A 22,311-nucleotide genomic window follows, 5' to 3' on the forward strand; every position below is an offset into this window, starting at 1 on the left:
ACCTGATGGCTCTTAGGTGGCACTTTCAGGAAAAGTTCCGTGGAGAGGTGCGGGGAAGGGTGCAGAGATTTCGCAGAGTCTGGTAAAGCCAGGCTGTGTCATGTTTTGGCTTGCGCTTAACGGGTGCCGGTTTGATCTTTCCAATGTAACGAACAAAGGATTGCTCCAACATTTCCTCATCGCCTATTCCTTTCAAATGCTCCAGCAGTTTTCCGTCCTTGTAGAACAGGATCGCCGGGAAGCCAGTGATGCGTGTGTGTCTTGGTGAATTGTCGAAATCGAGCATGTAACTGTCGGCCCAAGGTTTGAAACCTTCGGCAATCTGTCGGAATACCGGGCTGGCCCAATGGCAGGCGGGGCAATGTTCGCTGTAGAAATACAAAGCCACCAGCCGTCTGGTTTTCAAGGCTTTGCGATAGGCCGGCGCCAGGGTCGAGTATTCGGATGTCGAGCGCATGGAGACTTACCTGTTCATCGGTTCCGGATGACGCTGACGGTAAGGCGAATGATGCGGTTGCCGCTACTGTCAGAGTTGACAGGTGTCGAACACTTTTTTTGTGCACCGCGCACCGATATGTGGCCCGAGTACTCGTCGTGTGTAGCCAACGGTAGCGCAGCGTAACGACACCTCGCGTAACACAGGCTTCACCATTCTTTTTATCCCTTTGATTCAAAACAAATTTAAATCCATTGCTGATTCCCCTCGAGTCCCGTGGCACACTTTCTGCTGTCTATTCCGTAGTAACAAACCGAGTTCCGGTATAGCGGAATAAACAATCCTCTGGAGTGCTTGCCATGCATCGCCGACCATCCTTGTTCAAAGCGTGTGTTTTTGTTCTCGCGGCTTCGTCCGCTGTCGTGGGCATGGCCCAGGCGGCCGACAGCAAGCTCGACAGCGTCCTAGCCCGTGGAAAACTGATCGTGGGCACCGGCAGCACCAACGCGCCATGGCACTTTCAGGGCGCGGATGGCAAGTTGCAGGGCTTTGATATCGACATCGCCAGGATGGTGGCCAAAGGTCTGTTCAACGACCCGAACAAGGTCGAGTTCGTGGTTCAGTCATCCGATGCGCGGATTCCCAACCTGCTGACCGACAAGGTCGACATGAGCTGCCAGTTCATCACCGTCACCGCCAGCCGTGCGCAGCAAGTGGCGTTCACCCTGCCGTATTACCGCGAAGGCGTCGGCCTGCTGCTGCCGAACAACAGCAAGTACAAGGAAATCGAAGACCTGCAAGCCGCTGGCGACAGCGTGACCGTGGCCGTGCTGCAGAACGTGTACGCCGAAGAGCTGGTGCACCAGGCGCTGCCCAAGGCCAAGGTCGATCAGTACGACAGCGTCGATCTGATGTATCAGGCGGTGAACTCCGGTCGCGCCGATGCCGCCGCCACCGACCAGTCTTCGGTCAAATACCTGATGGTGCAGAACCCAGGCCGCTACCGCAGCCCGACTTACGCCTGGAGTCCGCAGACCTACGCCTGCGCCGTCAAACGTGGCGATCAGGACTGGCTGAACTTCGTCAACACCACGCTGCATGAAGCCATGACCGGCGTCGAATTCCCGACCTACGCGGCATCGTTCAAGCAATGGTTCGGCGTTGATCTGCCATCGCCCGCCATCGGTTTCCCTGTCGAATTCAAATGATCCCGTGAGAGTGGGGCGCCCTGATGCGCCCCGCTCAAGGTACTGCCAACCATGAACTATCAGTTGAACTTTGCCGCCGTGTGGCGCGATTTCGACACCTTGCTGGCGGGGCTCGGTCTGGGCCTCGAACTGGCGCTGGTGTCGATCGCCATCGGCTGCGTGATCGGCCTGCTGATGGCGTTTGCCTTGCTGTCGAAACATCGCGCCTTGCGGGTGCTGGCATCGGTGTATGTGACGGTGATCCGTAACACGCCGATCCTGGTGTTGATTCTGTTGATCTACTTTGCGTTGCCGAGCCTGGGGATCCGGCTGGACAAGATTCCGTCGTTCATCATCACATTGTCGCTGTATGCCGGGGCGTATCTGACCGAAGTGTTCCGGGGTGGTTTGTTGAGCATCCCCAAGGGCCAGCGCGAAGCTGGGCTCGCCATCGGTCTGGGCGAGTGGCAGGTGAAGGCATACGTCACCGTGCCGGTGATGTTGCGCAACGTGCTGCCGGCGCTGTCGAACAACTTCATTTCGCTGTTCAAGGACACCTCGCTGGCCGCCGCGATTGCGGTGCCGGAGCTGACCTATTACGCACGCAAGATCAACGTCGAAAGCTACCGGGTGATCGAAACCTGGCTGGTGACCACGGCGTTGTATGTCGCGGCCTGTTACCTCATTGCCATGCTGCTGCGTTACCTCGAGCAGCGTCTGGCAATCCGCCGATAGGAGGCTGCGATGTACGAATCCCCCAGTTGGTTGCATGAGTTGTGGATTGCCCGCGAAGCCCTGTGGCAAGGCTTTCTGACCAGTGTGCAGGTGTCGGCGCTGGCCATTCTGTTCGGTACGGTCATCGGCGTATTCGCCGGGCTGGTACTGACCTACGGCAAGTTCTGGATGCGCGCGCCGTTCCGCTTTTATGTCGATCTGATTCGCGGCACCCCGGTGTTCGTGCTGGTGCTGGCCTGCTTCTACATGGCGCCGGCGCTCGGTTGGCAGATCAGCGCGTTTCAGGCGGGTGCCCTGGGTCTGACGCTGTTTTGCGGCTCCCACGTGGCCGAGATCGTGCGCGGTGCGTTGCAGGCCTTGCCGCGCGGACAGATGGAAGCGAGCAAGGCCATCGGCCTGACGTTCTATCAGTCCCTCGGCTACGTGCTGTTGCCTCAGGCGTTGCGGCAGATCCTGCCGACCTGGGTCAACTCGTCCACGGAAATCGTCAAGGCTTCGACCTTGCTATCGGTGATCGGCGTGGCCGAGCTGTTGCTCAGCACCCAGCAGATCATCGCCCGGACGTTCATGACCCTGGAGTTTTATCTGTTCGCCGGTTTTCTGTTCTTCGTCATCAACTACGGCATCGAATTACTCGGCCGGCACATTGAAAAGCGGGTGGCCCTGCCATGACTCAAGCTCAAGTTTCCAACGTCCAGAACGCTCAGCCCCTGCTGGACATCCGTGGCCTGCACAAACAGTACGGCGCGGTCGAAGTGCTCAAGGGTGTCGACCTGAGCATGCAGCGCGGCAACGTGGTGACGCTGATCGGTTCCAGCGGCTCGGGCAAGACCACGCTGCTGCGCTGCGTGAATATGCTGGAGGAATTCCAGGGCGGGCAGATCCTGCTCGACGGCGAATCCATCGGTTATGACGAACTCAACGGCAAACGCGTGCGCCACCCGGAAAAAGTCATTGCGCGGCATCGGGCGATGACCGGCATGGCGTTCCAGCAATTCAATCTGTTCCCGCACCTCACCGCGTTGCAGAACGTCACCCTGGGTTTGCTCAAGGTGAAAAAGATGCACAAGGACGAAGCGGTGGTCCTGGCCGAGAAATGGCTGGAGCGGGTCGGCCTGCTGGAGCGGCGCAATCACTTTCCCGGCCAGTTGTCCGGCGGTCAGCAACAGCGCGTGGCGATTGCCCGGGCGATTGCGATGAACCCGAGCCTGATGCTGTTCGACGAAGTCACCTCGGCCCTCGACCCGGAACTGGTCGGTGAAGTGCTGAACGTGATCAAGGGCCTGGCCGAGGACGGCATGACCATGTTGCTGGTGACCCACGAAATGCGTTTTGCGTTCGAGGTCTCGGACAAGATCGTTTTCATGAATCAGGGGCGCATCGAAGAGCAGGGGCCACCCAAGGAACTCTTCGAGCGTCCGCAATCGCCGCGGCTGGCGGAATTTCTCAAAAGCACGCGGTTCTGACTTTTCACTTTTTCAATCAGGAGACACATCCATGAGCATTACGCGTTACGGCACCGGCAGCACCGCCGCTGGCGGCCAGCCACGTCCATTCGCCCGCGCAGTCGAGGCCGATGGCTGGCTGCACGTTTCCGGCCAGGTGCCGGCGGTGGATGGCGAGATCATTGTCGGTGGCATCGTCGAGCAGACGCACCAGACCATGAAGAACCTGATCGCGATTCTCGAAGAGGCCGGTTATGGCCTTGAAGACGTGGTCCGTGCCGGGGTGTGGCTGGACGACCCGCGGGATTTCAGCAGTTTCAACAAGGTCTTCGGCGAGTACTTCAAGCCCGAACACGCACCGGCCCGGGCCTGTGTGCAGGCGAGCATGATGGTCGACTGCAAGGTCGAGATCGATTGCATCGCGTACAAGAAAAAGGCTTGAGTGTTGACCGTTCCCGCGCAGAGCGTGGGAGCGATCTTTCGCGATAAACTCCCGGCACTTTGAATGGGAACCACTGAAATGACCGAAGACACCATCAAGCGCCGGGCACGTGGTCTGGACCGGGCGTTCGATATCCTCGATTTCCTCAAGGAGATCGGCCAGCCACTGCGCCCTAACGACATCGCCAATGGCATCGGCAGCCCGAAATCCACGGTCTACGAACTGGTGGCGTCCTTGCTCGAACGGCGGATTCTCGAGCCGGTGGGCAAGGACGGTCACGTCTATCTCGGTCGTCAGTTGTACTTCCTCGGTCAGGCGCATCTGCGGCACTTCGACCTCAGTCGCGAGGCCGATCACGCCTTGCAGGAGATCGTCAGCCAGACCCGGGAAACCGCGCAGATGTGCCTGCTCAACGGGCGCAAATACACGGTGGCGCTGATGAAGGAGGGCGAGCGGCATTTCCGCATTTCCTCCGATATCGGTGAGAACGCGCCGATTCCGTGGACCGCGTCCGGGCGCCTGCTGCTGGCGCATTTGAGTGACCAGGCGATCAGCGACCTGATCGACCCCGACGACTTCATCCTGCCGGATGGCGAACGCCTGCCGATGGAGACGTTTCTCAAGGAAATCCGTCAGGCCGGCATCGACGGTTTCTTCTCGTTCGACAGTGTCGCCGACACCTTTACCCATTGCTTCGCCGCGCCGGTCAAAGACCCGAGCGGCGTGGCCATCTGCACCCTGTGCATCGTCGCCCCGCGCGCCGATGCCAAGACCAACTACAACGACTATCGCCGGGTTCTGATCGAGAGCGCCAACAGCCTCGCCCGGCGTATCAACGAATAACTGCGCCCGCCAGCGGACGCGACTGTGAGGAGTTCGACCATGACGACTGCCAACAACACTGCTGCCGTGGAAAAGGGTGATGCCGCCATCGGCGCGCAACTGGTGCGTGACATCAGCCTGCCGGCGCTGGTGCTGCACCGCGAAGCGCTGGAGCACAACATCCGCTGGATGCAAAAGTTTGTCAGCGACAGCGGCGCCGAACTCGCGCCCCACGGCAAGACCAGCATGACCCCGGCATTGTTTCGTCGTCAGCTCGACGCCGGCGCCTGGGGTATCACCCTGGCCAGTGCGACCCAGACCCGTGCTGCTTACGCCCACGGCGTGCGCCGGGTGTTGATGGCCAACCAACTGGTCGGCACGCCGAACATGGCGTTGATTGCCGATCTGTTGACGGCCGATTCGGGCTTCGATTTCTATTGCATGGTCGATCACCCGGACAACGTCGCCGATCTGGGCGCCTACTTCGCGTCACGCGGTGTGCGCCTGAACGTGATGATCGAATACGGCGTGGTCGGCGGCCGTTGCGGTTGCCGGACTGAGCAGGAAGTCATCGAACTGGCCAAGGCCATCGGCGCGCAACCGGCGCTGGCGCTGACCGGTATCGAAGGTTACGAAGGCGTGATCCATGGCGATCACGCTGTCAGCGGCATCCGTGAATTCGCCGCCTCGCTGGTGCGTCTGGCGGTGCAGTTGCAGAACAGCGGCGCGTTCGCCATCGCCAAACCGATCATCACCGCGTCGGGTTCGGCCTGGTACGACCTGATCGCCGAATCGTTCGAAGCGCAGAACGCTGGCGGGCGTTTCCTCAGCGTGTTGCGTCCCGGCAGCTACGTGGCTCACGACCATGGCATCTATAAGGAAGCCCAGTGCTGCGTGCTCGACCGTCGCAGCGATCTGCATGAGGGCCTGCGCCCGGCGCTGGAAGTCTGGGCGCATGTGCAGTCAATGCCGGAGCCGGGGTTCGCGGTGATTGCCCTGGGCAAGCGTGACGTGGCGTTCGATGCAGGGATGCCGGTGCCGTTGATGCGTTACAAGGCCGGCGTGGTGCCGGCGGTGGGCGAGGATGTCGGTGCCTGCAAGGTGACGGCGGTGATGGATCAACACGCGTTCATGACCGTGGCGCCGGGCGTGGAATTGCGCGTCGGCGACATCATTTCCTTCGGTACTTCGCACCCGTGCCTGACCTTCGACAAGTGGCGCGTGGGGCTGCTGGTGGATGAGCAGTTGTCGGTGATCGAAACCATGGAAACCTGCTTCTGATGAACACGCTCAGCCCTTTGGGTCCGAACACCCCGCGCATCGCCTTGATCGGCGAATGCATGATCGAGCTTCAGCAGCGTGCCGACGGCAGCCTGCAACAGAGCTTCGGCGGCGACACGCTGAACACGGCGGTCTATCTGTCCCGCGCCATGGGCGACAAGGCGCAGGTGGACTACGTTACTGCGCTGGGTGATGACAGCTTCAGTGACGCCATGTGCCGCAGTTGGGCTGATGAAAACATTGGCCTGGATCTTGTCCAGCGCTTGCCCGGTCGTCTGCCGGGCCTGTATTGCATCCAGACCGACGCTGCCGGGGAGCGGCGCTTTCTGTACTGGCGCAACGAGGCGGCCGTTCGCGACTGTTTCACGACCCCGGCGGCCGTGCCGATTCTGGCAGCGCTGCCGGATTACGACGTGCTGTATTTCAGCGGAATCACCCTGGCCGTACTCGGTGCGCAGGGGCGGGAAAAGCTGATCGAGACCTTGATCGAAGCCCGCCAGCGCGATGCGCGGATCGTTTTCGACAACAATTACCGGCCACGGCTATGGGCCTCGGTGGAAGAGGCGCGGGCGGCGTATCGCAGCGTGTTGCCCCATGTCGATCTGGCATTGCTGACGGTGGATGACGAGCAGGCGCTGTTCCATTTCGAAGACTGTGACGCGGTGTTTGAGGCGTACGCGCAGATCGGCACGCCGGAGGTAGTGCTCAAGCGCGGTGCTGAAGCCTGTCTGATCCGTTGCGACGGGGAAGCGTTCGAAGTGCCGGCACAGAAGGTCGTGAAGGTGGTGGACACCACGGCGGCGGGGGATTCGTTCAGTGCGGCGTATCTGGCGAGTCGCTTGTCGGGCGCAAGCCCTGTGCAGGCGGCGGAGGCGGGGCATTGGTTGGCGAGTCGGGTGATTCAGGTGCCGGGGGCGCTGATCCCCAGGGATTGACCCGTTTCCTGAAGGCGCTGCCGAAGCTGCGCCTTCGGGGCACTGGATCAGTCGCGGAAAAACACCTGCACCAGGTGATAGCCGAACTTGCTCTTGATCGGCCCGTGCACCGTGCGCAGCGGTTTCTTGAAGATCACCGCGTCGATGGCGCCGACCATCTGCCCCGGCCGCACTTCACCCAGATCGCCGCCGCGTTTGCCGGACGGGCAGGTCGAGAACTTCTTCGCCAGCACATCGAACGCTTCACCGTTGGCGATGCGTTGTTTGAGTTTTTCGGCCTCATCGGCAGTCTTGACCAGAATGTGGCGGGCTTGGGCTTTCATCGTGCAATACCTGTAGCGGGGTGACGGCGGGGCGCGGATTATGCCTCAAGTCACGGGGTTTGGCTGATCATCGTACGGATCTTGCCAGCCAGAAGATCAATGGAGAACGGCTTGGCCACCATGTCCATGCCATCTTCCAGGAAACCCTGGCGTTCGGCGGCTTTCTGCGCATAGCCGGTCATGAACAGCACTTTGAGCCCCGGACGATGCTGACGGGCGATTTCCGCCAGTTGCCGGCCGTTCATGCCCGGCAGGCCGACATCGGTCACCAGCAGGTCGACACGCAGGTCGGATTCGAGCAACGGCAGGGCACCTTTGGCGTCTTCGGCCTCGTGGGCGCGATATCCCAGTTCCTTGAGCAAGTCCATGACCAGCATGCGTACCGCCGGATCGTCCTCGACCACCACCACGGTTTCGCCGGTTGCGACGGCGGGTGTCTGCGTCACCGTTTCAGTCACCGCCGGCTCCGCCACCAGAGAATGCAGGCGAGGCAAGTACAGGCGCACACAGGTGCCCTGACCTGGCAGGCTGTCGAGGCTGACGTGCCCGCCGGATTGCTGGGCAAAGCCATAAATCATCGACAATCCGAGCCCGGTGCCCTGGCCGATCGGTTTGGTGGTGAAGAACGGATCGAAGGCCTTGGAGCGCACAGACGGCGTCATGCCGGTGCCGTTGTCGCTGACCGCCAGCATCAGGTAATCACCGGCCTTGACCGGTTCGAGGGTGGTGATGTCGTTGCCATCGAGATAAACGTTGGCCGTTTCGATCAGCAGATCGCCGCCATCCGGCATGGCGTCGCGGGCGTTGATCACCAGGTTGAGCAGGGCGTTTTCCAATTGGCTCACATCGGTACTGACGGGCCAGACGTTGTCGGCCAGGCGCAAGGTCAGTTCGATCGGGTCGCCTTTGGTGCGGCGGATCAAGTCTTCCAGGGAATGGATCAGCTCGTTGACATTGATCGTCTTGCGATCCAGCGACTGGCGCCGGGAAAAAGCCAGCAAGCGGTGGGTCAACGCAGCGGCGCGATTGGCCGATGACACGGCCGCATCGGTGAAACGGCCGATCTCGTCGGCGCGACCACTGGCGATGTAGCGCTGCATCAGGTCGAGGCTGCCGATGATTCCGGTCAGCATGTTGTTGAAGTCATGGGCGATGCCGCCGGTGAGCTGGCCGACCGCTTCCATTTTCTGCGCGTGACGCAGGGCTTCTTCGGCGCGTTCGCGTTCGAACATTTCGTTCTGCAAACGCTGGTTGGCCTGGGCCAGTTGCTCGGTACGCGCGCTGACGCGTTCCTCAAGGGTTTCGTTGAGATTGCGCAGGGCCTCTTCGGTCTTTTTGCGTTCGGTCTCGTCGATCACGAAGATGTAAAAACCGTTCACCGCGCCGTCCGGGCCGTGGCGTGGCAGGTAGTTCATCAAGGCGTGGCGTTGAGTGCCATCGCGATGGGGCGTGTAAAGGCTGAATGAACAGGGCCGGCCGGCGAGGGCCTCGGCGATGTACGGGGCGCGCAGAAAGTAGGACTCTTCTCCGATCACTTCGCGGATCGTGCGACCGTACAGCTCCTGCGGGGTCAGCCCGTACCAGTCCAGGTACGCGGCGTTGTTCAGGCGAAAACGCTCTTCGCGGTCGACATAGCTGATCAGGATCGGCATTGCGTTGATGATCAGTTGCAGCTCGGTCTGGCTCTGGCGCAGGGCCTGCTCGGTGTGCTTGCGTTCGGTCAGATCCAGCGCCGCGCCGAGAAAGCGCATTGGCCGCCCGTGGTGATCCTTGTAGCAGCGTCCGCGGGCGAATACCCAGCACACGTCGCCATTGGCCTGCAACAGGCGATATTCCTCGGCGTATTCGGTGCCATGGGTGATGCAATGTTTGATGCTGCGGGCGATCAGCGCGCGGTCCTCGGGATGCACGCCGTGCAGGTATTCACTGATCGGCAACTGGCTGGCCAGTGCCGGGTCGACCCCGTGCAACTGGGCGAAGTGCGCGTCGGCGATGAAACGGTCCTGACCGATGTCCCAGTCCCAGGTGCCCACCGCGTCGGTGGCCGCCAGCGCCAGTTGCAGGCGCTCCTCGGTCTGTTTTTGCGCCTTGAGGCTTTCTTCGGAACGCTGCTTGAGTTCCAGGGCGATGCGCCGGCGTTCGTTGGTTTCGATGGCGGTGACCAGAATGCCGGCCACTTGCGCACTTTCGTCGCGAATCGGGCTGTAAGTCAGGTCCAGCCAGAAATCGGATTCCTTGCCGTCCCGTTGCAGGGTAAAGCGTCGCTCACTGTAGGTTCGCACCTGGCCTTGTAGGACGGCGCTGTAAATCGGGTCGGTAAAGTCTCGAAGCTCAGGCCATATCTGGTGCGCCGGCTGTCCGAAAGCGTGTGGATGCTTGTTGCCGGCCAGTACCGCAAAGCCGTTGTTATAGATCTGGGTAAGCTGCGGACCCCACAACAGCAGCATCGGCATTGGCGAATGAATCACGATGTCCACCGCGGTGCGCAGGCTCTGTGGCCAGGTGCCAGCGCTGCCCAGCGGGCTGCGGCTCCAGTCGGTACGGGCGATCAGTGCCTGGGCGTCGTTGGTGTTCGGTACAGCGTTCATCACATCAGTCCTGAGCGTCGGTCGGTGAGGCGGCGTCTACTATCCTAGTGCGGTAGACGCTGTAAGGCCCGTCGCGTCACGACGCACGGTCTTGTGTTCATTGAAAGCTTCGCAGGTGCCTTTGGCCATGGAAATCGACGCACTGCTCAAACAACTGGCGAGCCGTCACGGTTCTGATCTGTTCCTGTCCACCGGCGCGCCGCCCAGTGCGCGGTTTGACGGGGTACTGACGCCTCTGGGCGAACAACCATTCAAACCCGGTGAGGTGGCAACTGTCGCCGCGTCCCTGATGGACGCCGAGCAGCGCCGGGAGTTCGACCGGGACCTGGAAATGAACCTGGCAATCTCCCGCACCGGGATCGGCCGCTTTCGGGTCAACATCTTTAAACAGCGCAATGACGTGTCGATCGTGATCCGCAACGTCAAGCTCGACATCCCGCGCTTCGAAGACCTCAAGTTGCCGCCCGTGCTGCTGGAAACGGTGATGCTCAAGCAGGGACTGATCCTGTTCGTCGGCGCTACCGACTCGGGTAAATCCACATCGCTGGCAGCCCTGATCGACCATCGCAATCGCCACAGCAGCGGGCATATTGTCACGGTCGAAGACCCGATCGAGTATATCCATCGACATCAGCGTTCGATCATTAATCAGCGTGAGGTGGGTGTCGACACCCGCAGCTTTCATGCAGCGCTGAAAAACACCCTGCGCCAGGCACCGGATGTGGTTCTGATTGGTGAGATCCGTGATCGCGAGACTATGGAGCAGGCGTTGTCATTTGCCGAAACCGGGCATCTTGTGCTTTCAACGTTACATGCCGTCAACGCCAATCAGGCGCTGGATCGCATCATCAATTTCTTTCCTGAGGATCGGCGGGCGCAATTACTGCACGCTCTGGGCAACAATCTAAAGGCGTTCGTCTCCCAGAGGCTGGTTCGCACCCTGGATGGGCAGAGAACCGCAGCGGTCGAAGTGATGCTGGGCTCCCCGACCATTGGCGACATGATTCGGCGCAATCAATTGGGTGAACTCAAAGTCATTATGGAAAAGTCATCCGAACTAGGGATGCAAACATTTGATACGGCACTCTACAAGTTGGTAGTGGAAGGTGTAATTAATGGGGATGAAGCTTTGAAACATGCTGACTCCGCAAATGACTTAAGGTTGAAATTGAAACTTCATCTTGAATCCGAGAGTGTCAGGCACCCGCCGTCAGGTGATTGGAGTCTGATCGAATAATGGATTCAGGTGAAAAAACAGTTTCTTCTGTTGTTCAAGGAGGGGTGTGCAAGGTTATTTAATATTTTGCGGCTTGATGATTTTTTCTTTGTGAGTAAGGTGCTGACTCCGTTTAATTGATAGATTGTTTTTGGAGTTGGTTGTTCATGAAAGTCCGAAGTGATTCCATTCAGCTTGCTGCGTGTGATGTGCGTGATTCCATTTCGAGTGGAAAGTTTGATGGTATCGAACGTGAAAGTGTTATCAGTCTTATTGAGGTTCTCGTCGCCAATCGACTTGATCATGATACTGTCGATCTGGAAAATTCATTTTTTTTCATGAAAGAAGGTTCTTCATTTCACACAGTGTGGCGCTCTGTAGTTTGCATATTGAATGCGTTCGTCGAGTCCGAAGCATTTCAGGAAAAACTGACAGAAAAAGGAGCCATCGATCGCAAGCATGTGTTTGTTACCGCCAGCGGTCGTATGAACATTGTGACAAAGAACGGAGTTCTTGATGTTGCGCCGGAACTTGCGGCGGACCCTCTGGATGCTTCTCGTCTGCGGTCATTGGTTGATGCAGCAAAGGCAACAGGTGGGGAGCTGCGAGTCACGAAGTCAGTTAGCGTTGCCCAATGGCTGCGTTTTCACGATATGAAGTTGCCAGAACGGGTCGGAAACAGCCACAGACTTTTATCCTTTCTCCGTTGGAGGGGGTCGGATCCCGATAAGCTTGGAAACTACTGGGAATATATCCGCGGTCAGGATGATGATTCGGTCGTGTTTACCGATACGCATTTTAAAGAAATTCGTGCACTCAAAAGCAAGTTGTCGCCTGGTCGTGAAAAATTGCTCGGCATGTTGTACAAAAATGTCAAATTGCCGGATGCCGAAGATATCGGGTGGGGGAACGCGAATGAAATTTTTTCGAAAATGCTCACGCATTCTTCGGCGCAAGCATTGGCAAAAAAATACGTCGAAGCTCTGGGTTGTTATGGCTCAAACTCAAGTGACACGCTTGAGCAGGCTGATTTGTCGCAACTGCTGATGACTGCAGTTCTGCTTGACCTCTTTCCGGGTATTGGCGGTAAGGAATCGAGAAACCATATCGGTTCATACAATATCTACCAGGATTCGGATGTCGTGGACAAACCACTGAATCTTGTCCGCAGCCGGCTTGAACAGCATCTTGTGGCCAATCGAATGGTCTCCGCCAAATTGGCGCCTCTGGCTTCGCATCTGTTGTTGGCCGACATGGCTCCTGGTTTTCTGGTCAAAGACATTCCTGCGGATCTCATGGTGGGGTCTCTCGGCTGGGTCACCTTTTCTCAAGCCGTGGCTTTTGTGGAAATGAAGTCCAGGGGGGCTGCTCGTTACATGACTTATGAACAGGTCATGGCATTTACGGATATGGATGAACTTAGTGAATCGATGGGCTTGTTGCAGAGCCTGACGGCCATCGAAGCAGTCATCGATTGGGCCTTGATCAATGAAGTCATTAGCCACGAAGAGCTGGAAGACTCGGTAAAGACCGCCAGCGAACGAGCCTTGTCAGCCTATGAAACTTACGTGAATACTCTGGCCCAAAGTTCCAATGTGTGGGGTGAAACACCGCCGAGCCGAAAGGCTATTGCCCTGGAAGCACTCAAGGAAGCTGTACCTGGATGTGAAGTTCTTGAGAAACCTTTGCTGAGGCCATATTCAGATCAGTTCAATAAGGGGCCGAAGATTTCGATGCTGGATCTGCACATCGAAGGCGAGCTTCAAAAGCAACACTGGGACTGGGGGAATGACAAAAGTGTCTATTCCGTTTATCCGCAACTGACCCGGCTACAGCCCAATCAGCCGATATTCGAGCGCGCAGCACAAGAGCATCATGAAAAACTGCATAAAGCGTTGTCGACCAATATCAAAATAGCCATGGCGCGTTTACCAGCAGGCGAGCGTGAGATTTACAAGACTCATGATATTTCTTTTTTCACTGTTCGCCCGCCCGTGGGTACGCTTGTCTATCCGTCAGTACATAGCCTTGGTCTGGTCGGTGTGAACAGCAAGAAACCGGAACTGATGGAAACTCAGGCGCAAAGAGATGAGGCGACAGGCCGGTTCGCAATCATTCTGTATGTTGCCTACGGTGACAATCAGTACCTCTGTCACGAGATGTTCAACTTGCAAGGAGAAATAACGAGAAATGATAAGCTGGGAGATCTGATTCGAAAGATCGAGGGCACACGATTCGCCTCCAGAGTGGATTTCTCCGGCCGTCTTGGCCACCAGGTTCCCTCGGCTCATACCTTGAATTACGTGCCTGTTGATCTGGAAAGCTATACCCACGGTTCCAAGCCGAGAAAAGAACAGACGAGTGTCGCGGTTATCGAAAAACTGGGTACTCTGGTGGCACCAACGCAGAAAGAAGAACCCAAGAGCAGCATCTATCAAAACTTCATGAGTCCACGATTCAATGAGGTCGCGCAGTTCATTATCACTCACCGGCCTTTGGCGACGGTCAAGGAATATACAGAGGCATTGACCGAACTCACTGATCGCGAGCGGGTACGGGTGACGACCGACAAAGTCATTACCTATATCGTCGACCTGGTTGTACCGTTCAAAAAATGTATTGAAGATATTGCGTCGGGGGACAAGAACAGGCTGGCAGATGGTCTTTACGGATGCACCATGGATGCAATCGGCTTGCTCTTCACCGTGCTGGGTGCAACTACCAAACTGCTGAATATCGCGGCCAGAACTGTATCGATCGTGTCGAAGCTGAGCAGTTTGGGAAAGTATGGTTTGAAACTGGTGGTATCGACATTCAATCCACTCGATGGACTGCCGACAGCAGGTTATCGACTCTCGAAGACTCTCTATAAACGTGGTTTGTGTTTGAGTCAGGAAGGCGCACGGATTGTCGAGCGCGCGACGTTCCAGCTACGCCGGTTGACGGGCAAGGCTTCTTCCGTCGACTTGCTCAAGCTGGACAGCGTGCCTCAGCTCGGTGCAGGTCAATGGCGCCCACGCCTCGACTCTGCAAAGGTCGTGGAAGTGTGTGCGATCTCCAGCGGTCGCCAATGGTACGGCGTTAATAGATTTGGCAGGCCGTGGGGCAAACCGCTCGACTTCCAGTGGAAACAGCCATTCTCTGTGCCAGGCGCCGGCCATGAACTGCCAGTGAGTTACATCAATCATGTCATTGATAAAGGTATCGAGATTGCCAATCGCAAGATCGATAACGCGATCGTGGTCTTGATGCAGCCGTCGCTCAAGCTCAAAACGGATCCGGCGATTGGTATGTTTCTGGGCACGACACCTCAGGTTCGGGATGATTTGCTCGCGTTTTTGAAAGTCGTCAGGATGGACTTCGGTGGCTGTTCGGCAAGCAATGTCCTGCTCGAACCCTTGAAGGACCGCTCGACAACGTTGAACGTCAAGGAACTGGATTTCAGCGAGTGGAAGCGTGCTGCCGCAAGTCGCAAGGATGATTACAAATTCCTGGCAGTCAACGCCAAAAACCTCAGAGCCCGCTTGGGCTCTTCGCGCCCGGCCTATGGTGAAATTGCTGACGATCTGATCCACGAGATGTTGCGCGTCGCATCCGCCAGAAAGGATGTAGTGATTGCGACGACGTCGGTGGATGAACATAAAGGTCTTAATGTAACCCCTTTGTTGAATCTCGCCGCAGGCCATTCAAAAGCGCCGACTGCAGAGACTGTGACTGCCAAGGCGATCGACAATGCTGACTCCTGTGCGCTGGCAACTGCTCTGCTCAGTCAGGTGGTAACCGATTATGCAGGGTACTCGGCAAACCTCAACTTGATGAAAAGTGCGGTCTCCGGCAGTGATGACAACGGTATTGAAGCCGAGGTGTGGCTGAATCTGAACACCTGATGAGCGGCGCCGATGGCCTGACCAGTACAGGGCGTCGGCGCTGAACGGTGCTTTCAGATATCAGTCCACCAGTTCCGGCCGATCACGAAACTGCTCAAGCGCTTCGGGGTTGGCCAATGCATAGGTGTTTTTGACCGGCTGGCCGTGCACCACATTGCGCACGGCAAGTTCCACCACTTTGCCGCTGATGGTGCGTGGAATGTCCGTGACCGCAAGGATCTTTGCCGGTACGTGGCGTGGAGTGGTGTTGGCGCGAATCACCTGACGGATCTGTTGTTGCAGTGCCTCCTTCAACGCCACACCCTCCTTCAGACGCACGAACAGCACCACGCGCACGTCATCCTGCCATTGTTGGCCAATGGCGACGCTGTCCAGCACCTCAGGGACTTTTTCCACCTGACGGTAGATTTCCGCCGTACCGATGCGCACGCCACCGGGGTTGAGCACGGCGTCGGAGCGCCCGTGAATCAGCATCCCGCCGTGAGGCAACTGTTCGGCGTAGTCACCCTGGGCCCAGACGCCGGGGAACTGGCTGAAATAGGATTTGCGCAGTTTCTCGCCGTCGGGATCGTTCCAGAGTCCGATGGGCATCGCCGGGAATGGTCGAGTGCACACCAGTTCACCTTTTTCACCAACCACCGGTTGCCCGGCGTCGTTCCACACTTCCACCGACATGGCCAGGCTCTTGCCCATGATCTCGCCCCGGCGGACCGCTGACATCGGGTTGCCGTTGACGAAGCAGGACACGATGTCCGTGCCGCCGGACATCGAGGACAGGCAGACGTCCGGTTTGAAGTCGCGATAGACGAAGTCGTAACTCTGCGGCGAAAGCGCGGAGCCGGTGCAGAGCAAGGTTTTCAGGTGGCTCAGGTCATGGCTTTCACGGGGCTTGATGCCGCTGCTTTCCAGGGTCGCGAGGAATTTTGGGCTGGTGCCGAACACGCTGACCTGCTCGTCGTCGAGCAGCTCCAGCAATCGCTCGTTGTCCGGATAGAACGGTGAACCGTCATACAGCACCACCGCGCTGCCGACCGCCAGCGCCGACACCAGCCAGTTCCACATCATCCAGCCGCAGGTGGTGTAGTAAAACAATCGGTCGCCGGGCCCCAGATCGACATGCAACCCGTGCTCCTTGACGTGTTGCAGCAACACGCCACCGGTGCTGTGAACGATGCATTTCGGTACGCCGGTGGTGCCGCTGGAATACAGCACGTACAGCGGATGGTCGAAGGGCACTGGGACGAAGTGCGGTTCATCGCCGGGTTCATAGAAGTCGTCCCACAGCGTGACGTTGGCGGGTGTCCGGTAATCCGTGGAATGGGCGTGAGGGCGTGCGTACGGCACGATGATCAGCTGTTGCAAGGTCGGCAGCTGTTCGAGGATTTCGTTGATCTTGACGGTCTGATCGATCTCTTTGCCGGCGTAACGGTAACCGGCGCAGGTGATCAGCACTTTGGGTTCGATCTGGCCAAAGCGGTCGATCACGCCGTGGGTGCCGAAGTCCGGTGAGGAACATGACCAGATCGCGCCGAGGCTGGTCGTCGCGAGCATGGCGACCAGGGTTTGCCAGGTGTTGGGCATGCACGCCGCGACCCGGTCGCCGACCACGACGCCGGCCGCTTGCAGGCTGGCCTGGAACCCGGCGACTTGTTGGGCCAGTTCGGCCCAGGTCAGCAGTTCACGCTGGCCGTTTTCCCCGATGGCGATCACGGCAATAGCATCGTCCCGCCGACTCAGCAGGTGTTCGGCGAAGTTCAACGTAGCGCCGGGAAACCATTCGGCACCGGGCATCTTCAAGCCTTCGCGCAGAACCGCGTCGGGCTGGGTGTGAAAACTGATGCCGAAGAAATCCACGATCGCCTGCCAGAAGGCTTCACGATGGTCGATGGACCATTGGTGCAGGGCCGGGTAGTCATCGAGGTGCACGTGATGGCGCTGAATGATGAAGCGCCGAAAGGACTCCATCCGGGTCTTGTTGACGCGTTCGGTGTCTGGCTGCCACAAGATTTCTGACATCGCTTCGTCCTCGGTTTTACTTATAAGTCAGTTATACGGATTTATGGTGTTTTTATGATGTTGTAATAATATCTGACATGGCGCGTCTGAAAAATAGTTACAAAAGACGGGAGGTGAGTTTGATTAATCTTGTGCTAGCTTGCAAGCCTGTTTTCAAGGAGTGCTCGAATGATTTTTCGTACTATTACCACGCCGCAACTCATGTCCAGGATGAGGGGGTTTATACATTGGAAGCCGGAGTCTAAAGTTTCCTATGCTCGTAATCGAAGTCGTGTAAAAGGTGAGGACGTCAGTGGATTGGCGGACGATCAGATTCTTGAGCATCTGAGTAATAATGAAAACATCATGCAAGATTTCATCAATCAATATGATGACGCGGCGCATCTGATTACGGCTAAAGGACTGGTTCTGGATAGAAAGTTTTTGACAGTGACTCGGAATTTTATCCATTGCGCATTACCGCGGGCACTGCATTTGATTCTTGTGGCGCTTGATAAGCCGTCCAGTAAAGCCGCAGGTCCAGAGATTCAGGTAGCCATCGATTCGTTGTTTAATGACAGATTGTATTTGCGTAAACAGCTGCTCAAGTTATTGAGAGACATAAGTAATCCTCGGTTGGTGTCGGAGATTGTTTACACGGATCGCAATACCTTTGATCGGGTTTTTGCTCCGATTGTTTCGCCGCCAGTGATTGGCGAACAGGAACTTTATGGTGCGGCATTTTCAGAGTTTATGGGTGTGGAATCATGTCTGCTTGTAAACTATCGCTGCCTGGAAGTGAATGAACTCTATAAGGCGAAGGTGAAAGGCTTTGATAATGAATTTTTCCTTCATGTGATGACTCATGAGTTGGCTCATTTGTTGTTGGGCGCCAATGATAATTCGTATTCCAGTGCTGATGGTGTGATTGAGAATTACAACGTTTATTCGGCGGTCAACCTGAAAGCGCACGAGTTGGATAATGCGGATAATTATGTTGCTCTGATATTTATTGCTTTGGCGCATATGCATAAAAAAGGAAGAATCAATCTGGCGCGATATTAAGGTGACAAATTTTTACTTTTCGCCATCTTGAAGAGGAAGCGGCAGTTGTCGCTTCCTCTATGCTTCAGATTATTGTGCAAGCCACCCGCCATCGATATTCCACGAGGCGCCGCGCACCTGACTGCCGGCTTCGCTGCACAGGAACAACACCAGTTCACCGAGGTGCGCAGGCGTGACGAATTCCAGCGACGGCTGTTTCTCGGCCAGCAAATCGTGCTGCGCCTGCTGCGGATCAACACCTTTGGCCGCGCGATCATCGATCTGCTTCTGCACCAGCGGCGTCAGCACCCAGCCCGGGCAGATCGCGTTGCAGGTGACATTGCTGGCGGCGGTTTCCAGACCGACCACTTTGGTCAGGCCGATCACGCCATGCTTGGCCGCCACGTACGCCGCTTTGCCGGTGGAGCCGACCAGACCGTGCACCGAAGCGATGTTGACGATCCGGCCCCAGCCTTTGGCGCGCATGCCCGGCAGGCTCAGGCGGGTGCTGTGAAACACCGACGACAGGTTGATGGCAATGATCGAATCCCAGCGCTCCACCGGAAACTCTTCCACCGCCGCGACATGCTGGATACCGGCGTTATTGACCAGAATGTCCACGCCGCCAAACTCGCGCTCGGCGTAGGCGATCATGTCGGCGATCTGTTCAGGGCTGCTGACATCTGCCGGGTGATGGCCGACCTTGCCGCCGAACTGCTCGACTTCGGCGATCACCTTCGAAGCATCGCCAAAGCCATTGAGGATCAGGTTGGCGCCGGCCTTGGCCAGCGTGAGCGCAATGCCCAGCCCGATGCCGCTGGTGGAACCGGTGACCAGTGCGGTCTTGCCAGTAAGAGTCGTCATGAATACCTCACACAATGCCAGTGGCGTAGAAAGTGCCGATTACCACGAAAACCGCCAGGGTCTTGATCAGCGTAATACAGAAAATGTCCTTGTAGGCCTCACGGTGTGTCAGGCCGGTGACGGCGAGCAGGGTGATCACCGCGCCGTTGTGCGGCAGGGTGTCCATGCCGCCGCTGGCCATCGCGGCCACCCGGTGCAGCACTTCCAGCGGAATGTTGGCGGCGTGGGCGGCGCTGATGAACTGTTCGGACATCGCCGCGAGCGCGATGCTCATACCGCCCGAGGCGGAGCCGGTGATACCGGCCAGCAGGGTCACGGTGATTGCTTCATTGACCAGCGGATTGGGAATGCTCCTGAGCCAGTCGGCCAGCACCAGAAAACCCGGCAACGAGGCGATGACCGCGCCGAAACCGTATTCCGACGCGGTGTTCATCGCTGCCAGCAGTGCACCGCTGACCGCGCTTTTGCTGCCCTCGGCGAGCTTGCTTTTGATCGCTTTAAAACCGAATGCCAGCACCATCAGGATGCCCACCAGCAAAGCCGCTTGCACCGCCCAGATTGCCGTGAGTTTGGCGATTTCAGTGGTAACCGGTGCGGCCATGCCCGGCAGCGCGAGGCTGTGAGTCTTGCCGTACCACTGCGGAATCCACTGGGTAAACAGCAGGTTCATGATGCCCACCGCCAGCAACGGCGACAGGGCGATCCACGGGTTTGGCAGTTTGAGGTCTTCGGCGGTTTCTGGCTCGTTGCGCAGTTCGGTGCCGTAGCCTTCACCGGCACGCTGAGCCTTGTTGCGCTGGTGCTGCAGAAACAGCATGCCAGCGCAGAACACGAAAATCGTGCCAATCACACCCAGCCACGGCGCCGCCCACGCGGTGGTATTGAAGAAGGTGCTGGGGATGATGTTCTGGATCTGTGGCGTGCCGGGCAGGGCGTCCATGGTGAACGAGAACGCGCCGAGGGCGATGGTCGCCGGGATCAGGCGCTTGGGGATGTTGCTCTGGCGGAACATTTCCGCTGCGAACGGATAGACCGCAAACACCACCACGAACAGCGAAACGCCGCCGTAGGTGAGCAGGGCGCAGACCAGCACGATCACCAGCATTGCCTGACGGGTACCGAGCAAGCGGATGGCGGCTGCGACAATCGAGCGCGAGAAACCCGACAACTCGATCAGCTTGCCGAACACGGCGCCGAGCAGGAACACGGGAAAGTAGAGTTTGATGAAGCCGACCATCTTCTCCATGAACACCCCGGTGAAGGCAGGGGCGACGGCGGACGGATCGGTGAGCAGGACGGCGCCGAGGGCGGCGATCGGTGCAAAAAGGATGACGCTATAGCCACGGTAGGCCGCGAGCATCAGCAGCGCGAGGGCTGCCAAGGCGATGATCACACTCATGGTGTGCTCCTTCGATTGTTATTTTTGTGGGTGGAACGGGTGCAGGAAGGGGCTATAGCGAGAACTGTGCCAGATGGTTAAGCTGTTGAAATATAAGGAAATAATGTTGAGCCAAGGACTGGGCGGAAGAAATTTGTCTCGTTTTTGAGAATCTGCGTGGTTGGACGGGCGCCTTCGCGGGCGAGCCCGCTCCCACAGTTGAGCGCGTACCCCTGTGGGAGCGGGCTTGCCCGCGATGCTTTTGATTCAGTCCATGTTCTGAGAATTGAGTCTCTTTATTGAGACTCTACGATCCTCAGCGCAATCATCTTCTTGTACAACGTCGAACGCCCAAGTCCCAATCTCTCAGCCGCTTCAGTCACCTTGCCCCCGCATTGCGCGAGGGTCGATTGAATCAGCTGCCGGTCAAAACGCTCCCGCGCCTGACTGAATGTCTCGTGAGTTACAGGCTCTGACAGGGGCGTCAGTGCGCGCTCAACGGGTGTAAACGTACCGATTGCAGTACGAATGTCGTTCGCCGTCAGCATCAAGTCATCACTGAGCAACGCCGCTCGTTCCAGCACGTTGCGCAACTCGCGGATGTTCCCCGGCCAGGCATGCTGACCCAGCAAATCCAGCGCTTCGCGATTGAGTTCATGCTGACTGCGCAACTCCTCAAGAATCGCTTCACTGAGGGCCGGCAGATCGTCCAGCCGTTCACGCAGCGGCGGCACCTGAATCGGCAGCACGTTGAGCCGGTAGTACAAGTCGGCCCGGAACTCACCGCGTTTGATCGCTGCCTCCAGATCCGTCGAAGTGGCGGCAATCACCCGCACATCACTCTGGATTACGTCGTTGGAGCCTACGGGTTCGAATTCCTTTTCCTGCAATACCCGCAGCAATTTGCTTTGCAATGGCAGCGGCATGTCGCCGATCTCATCGAGAAACAGTGTCCCGCCCTGAGCAATCTGCAACTTGCCGGTGCGACCCTTGCGGTCGGCGCCAGTGAAGGCGCCGGGGGCAGTGCCGAAGAACTCCGCTTCGAGCAGTGCTTCGGGAATCGCCGCACTGTTGATGCTGACGAACGCCTTGTGCGCCCGGGGCGAAGCACCGTGGATGGCCTGGGCCAGCAACTCCTTGCCGCTGCCGGTCTCGCCGAGCAGCAGAACCGGCGACTCGGCGCTGGCGCTGCGCCGGGCACGGCGTTTGACCTCCAGACTCGCAGCACTGGTGCCGATGAAGTGGGCGAAGTTGTATTTGGTCTGGCGTGCGCGCAACAGCGAACGGGTCGAGGCCAGTTCCTCCTGCATGCTCAAGTAGCGCTTGAGCATCGGCGACAGCGTGCGTAATTCGTCGAACAGGGCGAAGCCGATGGCGCCGATCACCGATCCGGCGTCGTCATGGATCGGCAGGCGCATCACCACCAGCGGTTCTTTCGGGGTGTCCTGCATGTCCAGCAGAATCGGTCGCCCGGTGCGCACCACTTCACGCAGCAGACTGCCCGGAATCACGCTTTCGCAGGGCTTGCCGATGGCCCCGGCCGCAGAGTCGAGACCAAAACGTCGTGCGTAGCGCTCGTTCATCCAGACGATGTTCGCATCGCGGTCGACAATCACCGTGCCTTCACTGGATTGCTCGATGATTTCGAACAGCGAGCGGATCGCCAGGGAGCGTACCCGCTGGTAATCCTTGAGGCTTTCGGTGGTGTTCATGGCGGCGTCCATTGGCGGAAG

At 58.0% G+C, this 22,311-nt stretch carries 18 protein-coding genes; 11 read left to right on the plus strand and 7 right to left on the minus strand.

Annotated elements, in window-relative coordinates; genetic code table 11:
* Positions 1-25: 25 nt before the first annotated feature.
* The gene (locus ACKLNA_RS04185) at positions 26-457 is read right to left on the minus strand and encodes a thioredoxin family protein (protein WP_408984961.1); all 432 of its coding nucleotides are present in this window, start codon (positions 455-457) and stop codon (positions 26-28) included.
* Between the two features lie 338 nt (positions 458-795).
* Between ACKLNA_RS04185 and ACKLNA_RS04190 the strand changes: the two genes are divergently transcribed.
* From ACKLNA_RS04190 to ACKLNA_RS04225, 8 genes are all read left to right on the plus strand, one after another.
* Positions 796-1,644 carry a transporter substrate-binding domain-containing protein gene (locus tag ACKLNA_RS04190; protein WP_248740609.1) on the plus strand — a complete coding sequence of 283 codons (849 nt, stop codon included), beginning with the start codon at positions 796-798 and terminating at the stop codon, positions 1,642-1,644.
* Positions 1,645-1,695: 51 nt separating this feature from the next.
* A complete protein-coding gene (locus ACKLNA_RS04195; RefSeq protein ID WP_059405928.1) occupies positions 1,696-2,358 on the plus strand; it encodes an amino acid ABC transporter permease in 663 nt (220 codons plus the stop codon).
* 9 nt (positions 2,359-2,367) lie between these two features.
* Positions 2,368-3,030, plus strand: coding sequence for an amino acid ABC transporter permease (locus tag ACKLNA_RS04200; protein ID WP_065260531.1), 663 nt, complete (start codon positions 2,368-2,370; stop codon positions 3,028-3,030).
* Entirely contained in the window at positions 3,027-3,824 is a 798-nt protein-coding gene (locus ACKLNA_RS04205) for an amino acid ABC transporter ATP-binding protein (protein ID WP_134020291.1), read from the plus strand. Before ACKLNA_RS04200 ends, ACKLNA_RS04205 begins: the two co-directional genes overlap by 4 nt.
* Positions 3,825-3,855: 31 nt before the next feature.
* Positions 3,856-4,245 (plus strand): RidA family protein, encoded by a 390-nt coding sequence (locus tag ACKLNA_RS04210; RefSeq protein WP_007912330.1) that lies wholly within the window; start codon positions 3,856-3,858, stop codon positions 4,243-4,245.
* A gap of 78 nt (positions 4,246-4,323) precedes the next feature.
* Positions 4,324-5,088, plus strand: coding sequence for an IclR family transcriptional regulator (locus ACKLNA_RS04215; RefSeq protein ID WP_248740732.1), 765 nt, complete (start codon positions 4,324-4,326; stop codon positions 5,086-5,088).
* Between the two features lie 39 nt (positions 5,089-5,127).
* On the plus strand, positions 5,128-6,348 hold the full coding sequence (locus ACKLNA_RS04220; RefSeq protein WP_408984962.1) for an amino acid deaminase: 1,221 nt from the start codon (positions 5,128-5,130) through the stop codon (positions 6,346-6,348).
* Positions 6,348-7,283, plus strand: coding sequence for a sugar kinase (locus tag ACKLNA_RS04225; RefSeq protein ID WP_408984963.1), 936 nt, complete (start codon positions 6,348-6,350; stop codon positions 7,281-7,283). Before ACKLNA_RS04220 ends, ACKLNA_RS04225 begins: the two co-directional genes overlap by 1 nt.
* Positions 7,284-7,330: 47 nt before the next feature.
* On the opposite strand, the gene ACKLNA_RS04230 is transcribed toward ACKLNA_RS04225, so the two are convergent.
* Positions 7,331-7,606 carry a peptidylprolyl isomerase gene (locus tag ACKLNA_RS04230; protein ID WP_065260528.1) on the minus strand — a complete coding sequence of 92 codons (276 nt, stop codon included), beginning with the start codon at positions 7,604-7,606 and terminating at the stop codon, positions 7,331-7,333.
* Positions 7,607-7,656: 50 nt separating this feature from the next.
* On the minus strand, positions 7,657-10,194 hold the full coding sequence (locus ACKLNA_RS04235) for a PAS domain-containing protein (protein WP_408984964.1): 2,538 nt from the start codon (positions 10,192-10,194) through the stop codon (positions 7,657-7,659).
* 127 nt (positions 10,195-10,321) lie between these two features.
* Here ACKLNA_RS04235 and ACKLNA_RS04240 point away from each other — a divergent pair, with 127 nt between their 5' ends.
* Together ACKLNA_RS04240 and ACKLNA_RS04245 are read left to right on the plus strand one after the other, a co-directional pair.
* Positions 10,322-11,431: a PilT/PilU family type 4a pilus ATPase gene (locus ACKLNA_RS04240; RefSeq protein ID WP_408984965.1), complete on the plus strand. Its 1,110-nt coding sequence runs from the start codon at positions 10,322-10,324 to the stop codon at positions 11,429-11,431.
* A 146-nt stretch (positions 11,432-11,577) separates the two neighbouring features.
* On the plus strand, positions 11,578-15,297 hold the full coding sequence (locus tag ACKLNA_RS04245; RefSeq protein ID WP_408984966.1) for a hypothetical protein: 3,720 nt from the start codon (positions 11,578-11,580) through the stop codon (positions 15,295-15,297).
* A gap of 60 nt (positions 15,298-15,357) precedes the next feature.
* On the opposite strand, the gene ACKLNA_RS04250 is transcribed toward ACKLNA_RS04245, so the two are convergent.
* A complete protein-coding gene (locus tag ACKLNA_RS04250) occupies positions 15,358-17,313 on the minus strand; it encodes an acetoacetate--CoA ligase (RefSeq protein WP_408984967.1) in 1,956 nt (651 codons plus the stop codon).
* A gap of 168 nt (positions 17,314-17,481) precedes the next feature.
* Between ACKLNA_RS04250 and ACKLNA_RS04255 the strand changes: the two genes are divergently transcribed.
* Positions 17,482-18,357 carry a hypothetical protein gene (locus tag ACKLNA_RS04255; RefSeq protein ID WP_408984968.1) on the plus strand — a complete coding sequence of 292 codons (876 nt, stop codon included), beginning with the start codon at positions 17,482-17,484 and terminating at the stop codon, positions 18,355-18,357.
* A gap of 69 nt (positions 18,358-18,426) precedes the next feature.
* Here ACKLNA_RS04255 and hbdH read toward each other — a convergent pair whose 3' ends face one another.
* The 3 genes from hbdH to ACKLNA_RS04270 all read right to left on the minus strand — a co-directional run bounded on the left by hbdH (position 18,427) and on the right by ACKLNA_RS04270 (position 22,290).
* Positions 18,427-19,200: a 3-hydroxybutyrate dehydrogenase gene (hbdH, locus tag ACKLNA_RS04260; protein ID WP_408984969.1), complete on the minus strand. Its 774-nt coding sequence runs from the start codon at positions 19,198-19,200 to the stop codon at positions 18,427-18,429.
* 7 nt (positions 19,201-19,207) lie between these two features.
* Entirely contained in the window at positions 19,208-20,599 is a 1,392-nt protein-coding gene (locus ACKLNA_RS04265; RefSeq protein WP_408984970.1) for a GntP family permease, read from the minus strand.
* A gap of 275 nt (positions 20,600-20,874) precedes the next feature.
* Positions 20,875-22,290, minus strand: coding sequence for a sigma-54 interaction domain-containing protein (locus ACKLNA_RS04270; RefSeq protein WP_408984971.1), 1,416 nt, complete (start codon positions 22,288-22,290; stop codon positions 20,875-20,877).
* Between the last annotated feature and the right edge of the window lie 21 nt (positions 22,291-22,311).

The organism is Pseudomonas sp. UV AK001 (assembly GCF_046097675.1).
Taxonomy (GTDB): Bacteria; Pseudomonadota; Gammaproteobacteria; order Pseudomonadales; family Pseudomonadaceae; genus Aquipseudomonas; species Aquipseudomonas kribbensis.

What these genes read in the sequence shown, in the direction of transcription:
- ACKLNA_RS04230 (WP_065260528.1), bottom strand. Translation starts at nt 7,606, where the DNA reads ATGAAAGCCCAAGCCCGCCACATTCTGGTCAAGACTGCCGATGAGGCC.
- ACKLNA_RS04255 (WP_408984968.1), top strand. Translation starts at nt 17,482, where the DNA reads ATGATTTTTCGTACTATTACCACGCCGCAACTCATGTCCAGGATGAGG.
- ACKLNA_RS04195 (WP_059405928.1), top strand. Translation starts at nt 1,696, where the DNA reads ATGAACTATCAGTTGAACTTTGCCGCCGTGTGGCGCGATTTCGACACC.
- ACKLNA_RS04185 (WP_408984961.1), bottom strand. Translation starts at nt 457, where the DNA reads ATGCGCTCGACATCCGAATACTCGACCCTGGCGCCGGCCTATCGCAAA.
- ACKLNA_RS04245 (WP_408984966.1), top strand. Translation starts at nt 11,578, where the DNA reads ATGAAAGTCCGAAGTGATTCCATTCAGCTTGCTGCGTGTGATGTGCGT.
- ACKLNA_RS04220 (WP_408984962.1), top strand. Translation starts at nt 5,128, where the DNA reads ATGACGACTGCCAACAACACTGCTGCCGTGGAAAAGGGTGATGCCGCC.
- ACKLNA_RS04225 (WP_408984963.1), top strand. Translation starts at nt 6,348, where the DNA reads ATGAACACGCTCAGCCCTTTGGGTCCGAACACCCCGCGCATCGCCTTG.
- ACKLNA_RS04250 (WP_408984967.1), bottom strand. Translation starts at nt 17,313, where the DNA reads ATGTCAGAAATCTTGTGGCAGCCAGACACCGAACGCGTCAACAAGACC.
- ACKLNA_RS04200 (WP_065260531.1), top strand. Translation starts at nt 2,368, where the DNA reads ATGTACGAATCCCCCAGTTGGTTGCATGAGTTGTGGATTGCCCGCGAA.
- ACKLNA_RS04270 (WP_408984971.1), bottom strand. Translation starts at nt 22,290, where the DNA reads ATGAACACCACCGAAAGCCTCAAGGATTACCAGCGGGTACGCTCCCTG.
- ACKLNA_RS04210 (WP_007912330.1), top strand. Translation starts at nt 3,856, where the DNA reads ATGAGCATTACGCGTTACGGCACCGGCAGCACCGCCGCTGGCGGCCAG.
- ACKLNA_RS04240 (WP_408984965.1), top strand. Translation starts at nt 10,322, where the DNA reads ATGGAAATCGACGCACTGCTCAAACAACTGGCGAGCCGTCACGGTTCT.
- hbdH (WP_408984969.1), bottom strand. Translation starts at nt 19,200, where the DNA reads ATGACGACTCTTACTGGCAAGACCGCACTGGTCACCGGTTCCACCAGC.
- ACKLNA_RS04190 (WP_248740609.1), top strand. Translation starts at nt 796, where the DNA reads ATGCATCGCCGACCATCCTTGTTCAAAGCGTGTGTTTTTGTTCTCGCG.
- ACKLNA_RS04265 (WP_408984970.1), bottom strand. Translation starts at nt 20,599, where the DNA reads ATGAGTGTGATCATCGCCTTGGCAGCCCTCGCGCTGCTGATGCTCGCG.
- ACKLNA_RS04235 (WP_408984964.1), bottom strand. Translation starts at nt 10,194, where the DNA reads ATGAACGCTGTACCGAACACCAACGACGCCCAGGCACTGATCGCCCGT.
- ACKLNA_RS04215 (WP_248740732.1), top strand. Translation starts at nt 4,324, where the DNA reads ATGACCGAAGACACCATCAAGCGCCGGGCACGTGGTCTGGACCGGGCG.
- ACKLNA_RS04205 (WP_134020291.1), top strand. Translation starts at nt 3,027, where the DNA reads ATGACTCAAGCTCAAGTTTCCAACGTCCAGAACGCTCAGCCCCTGCTG.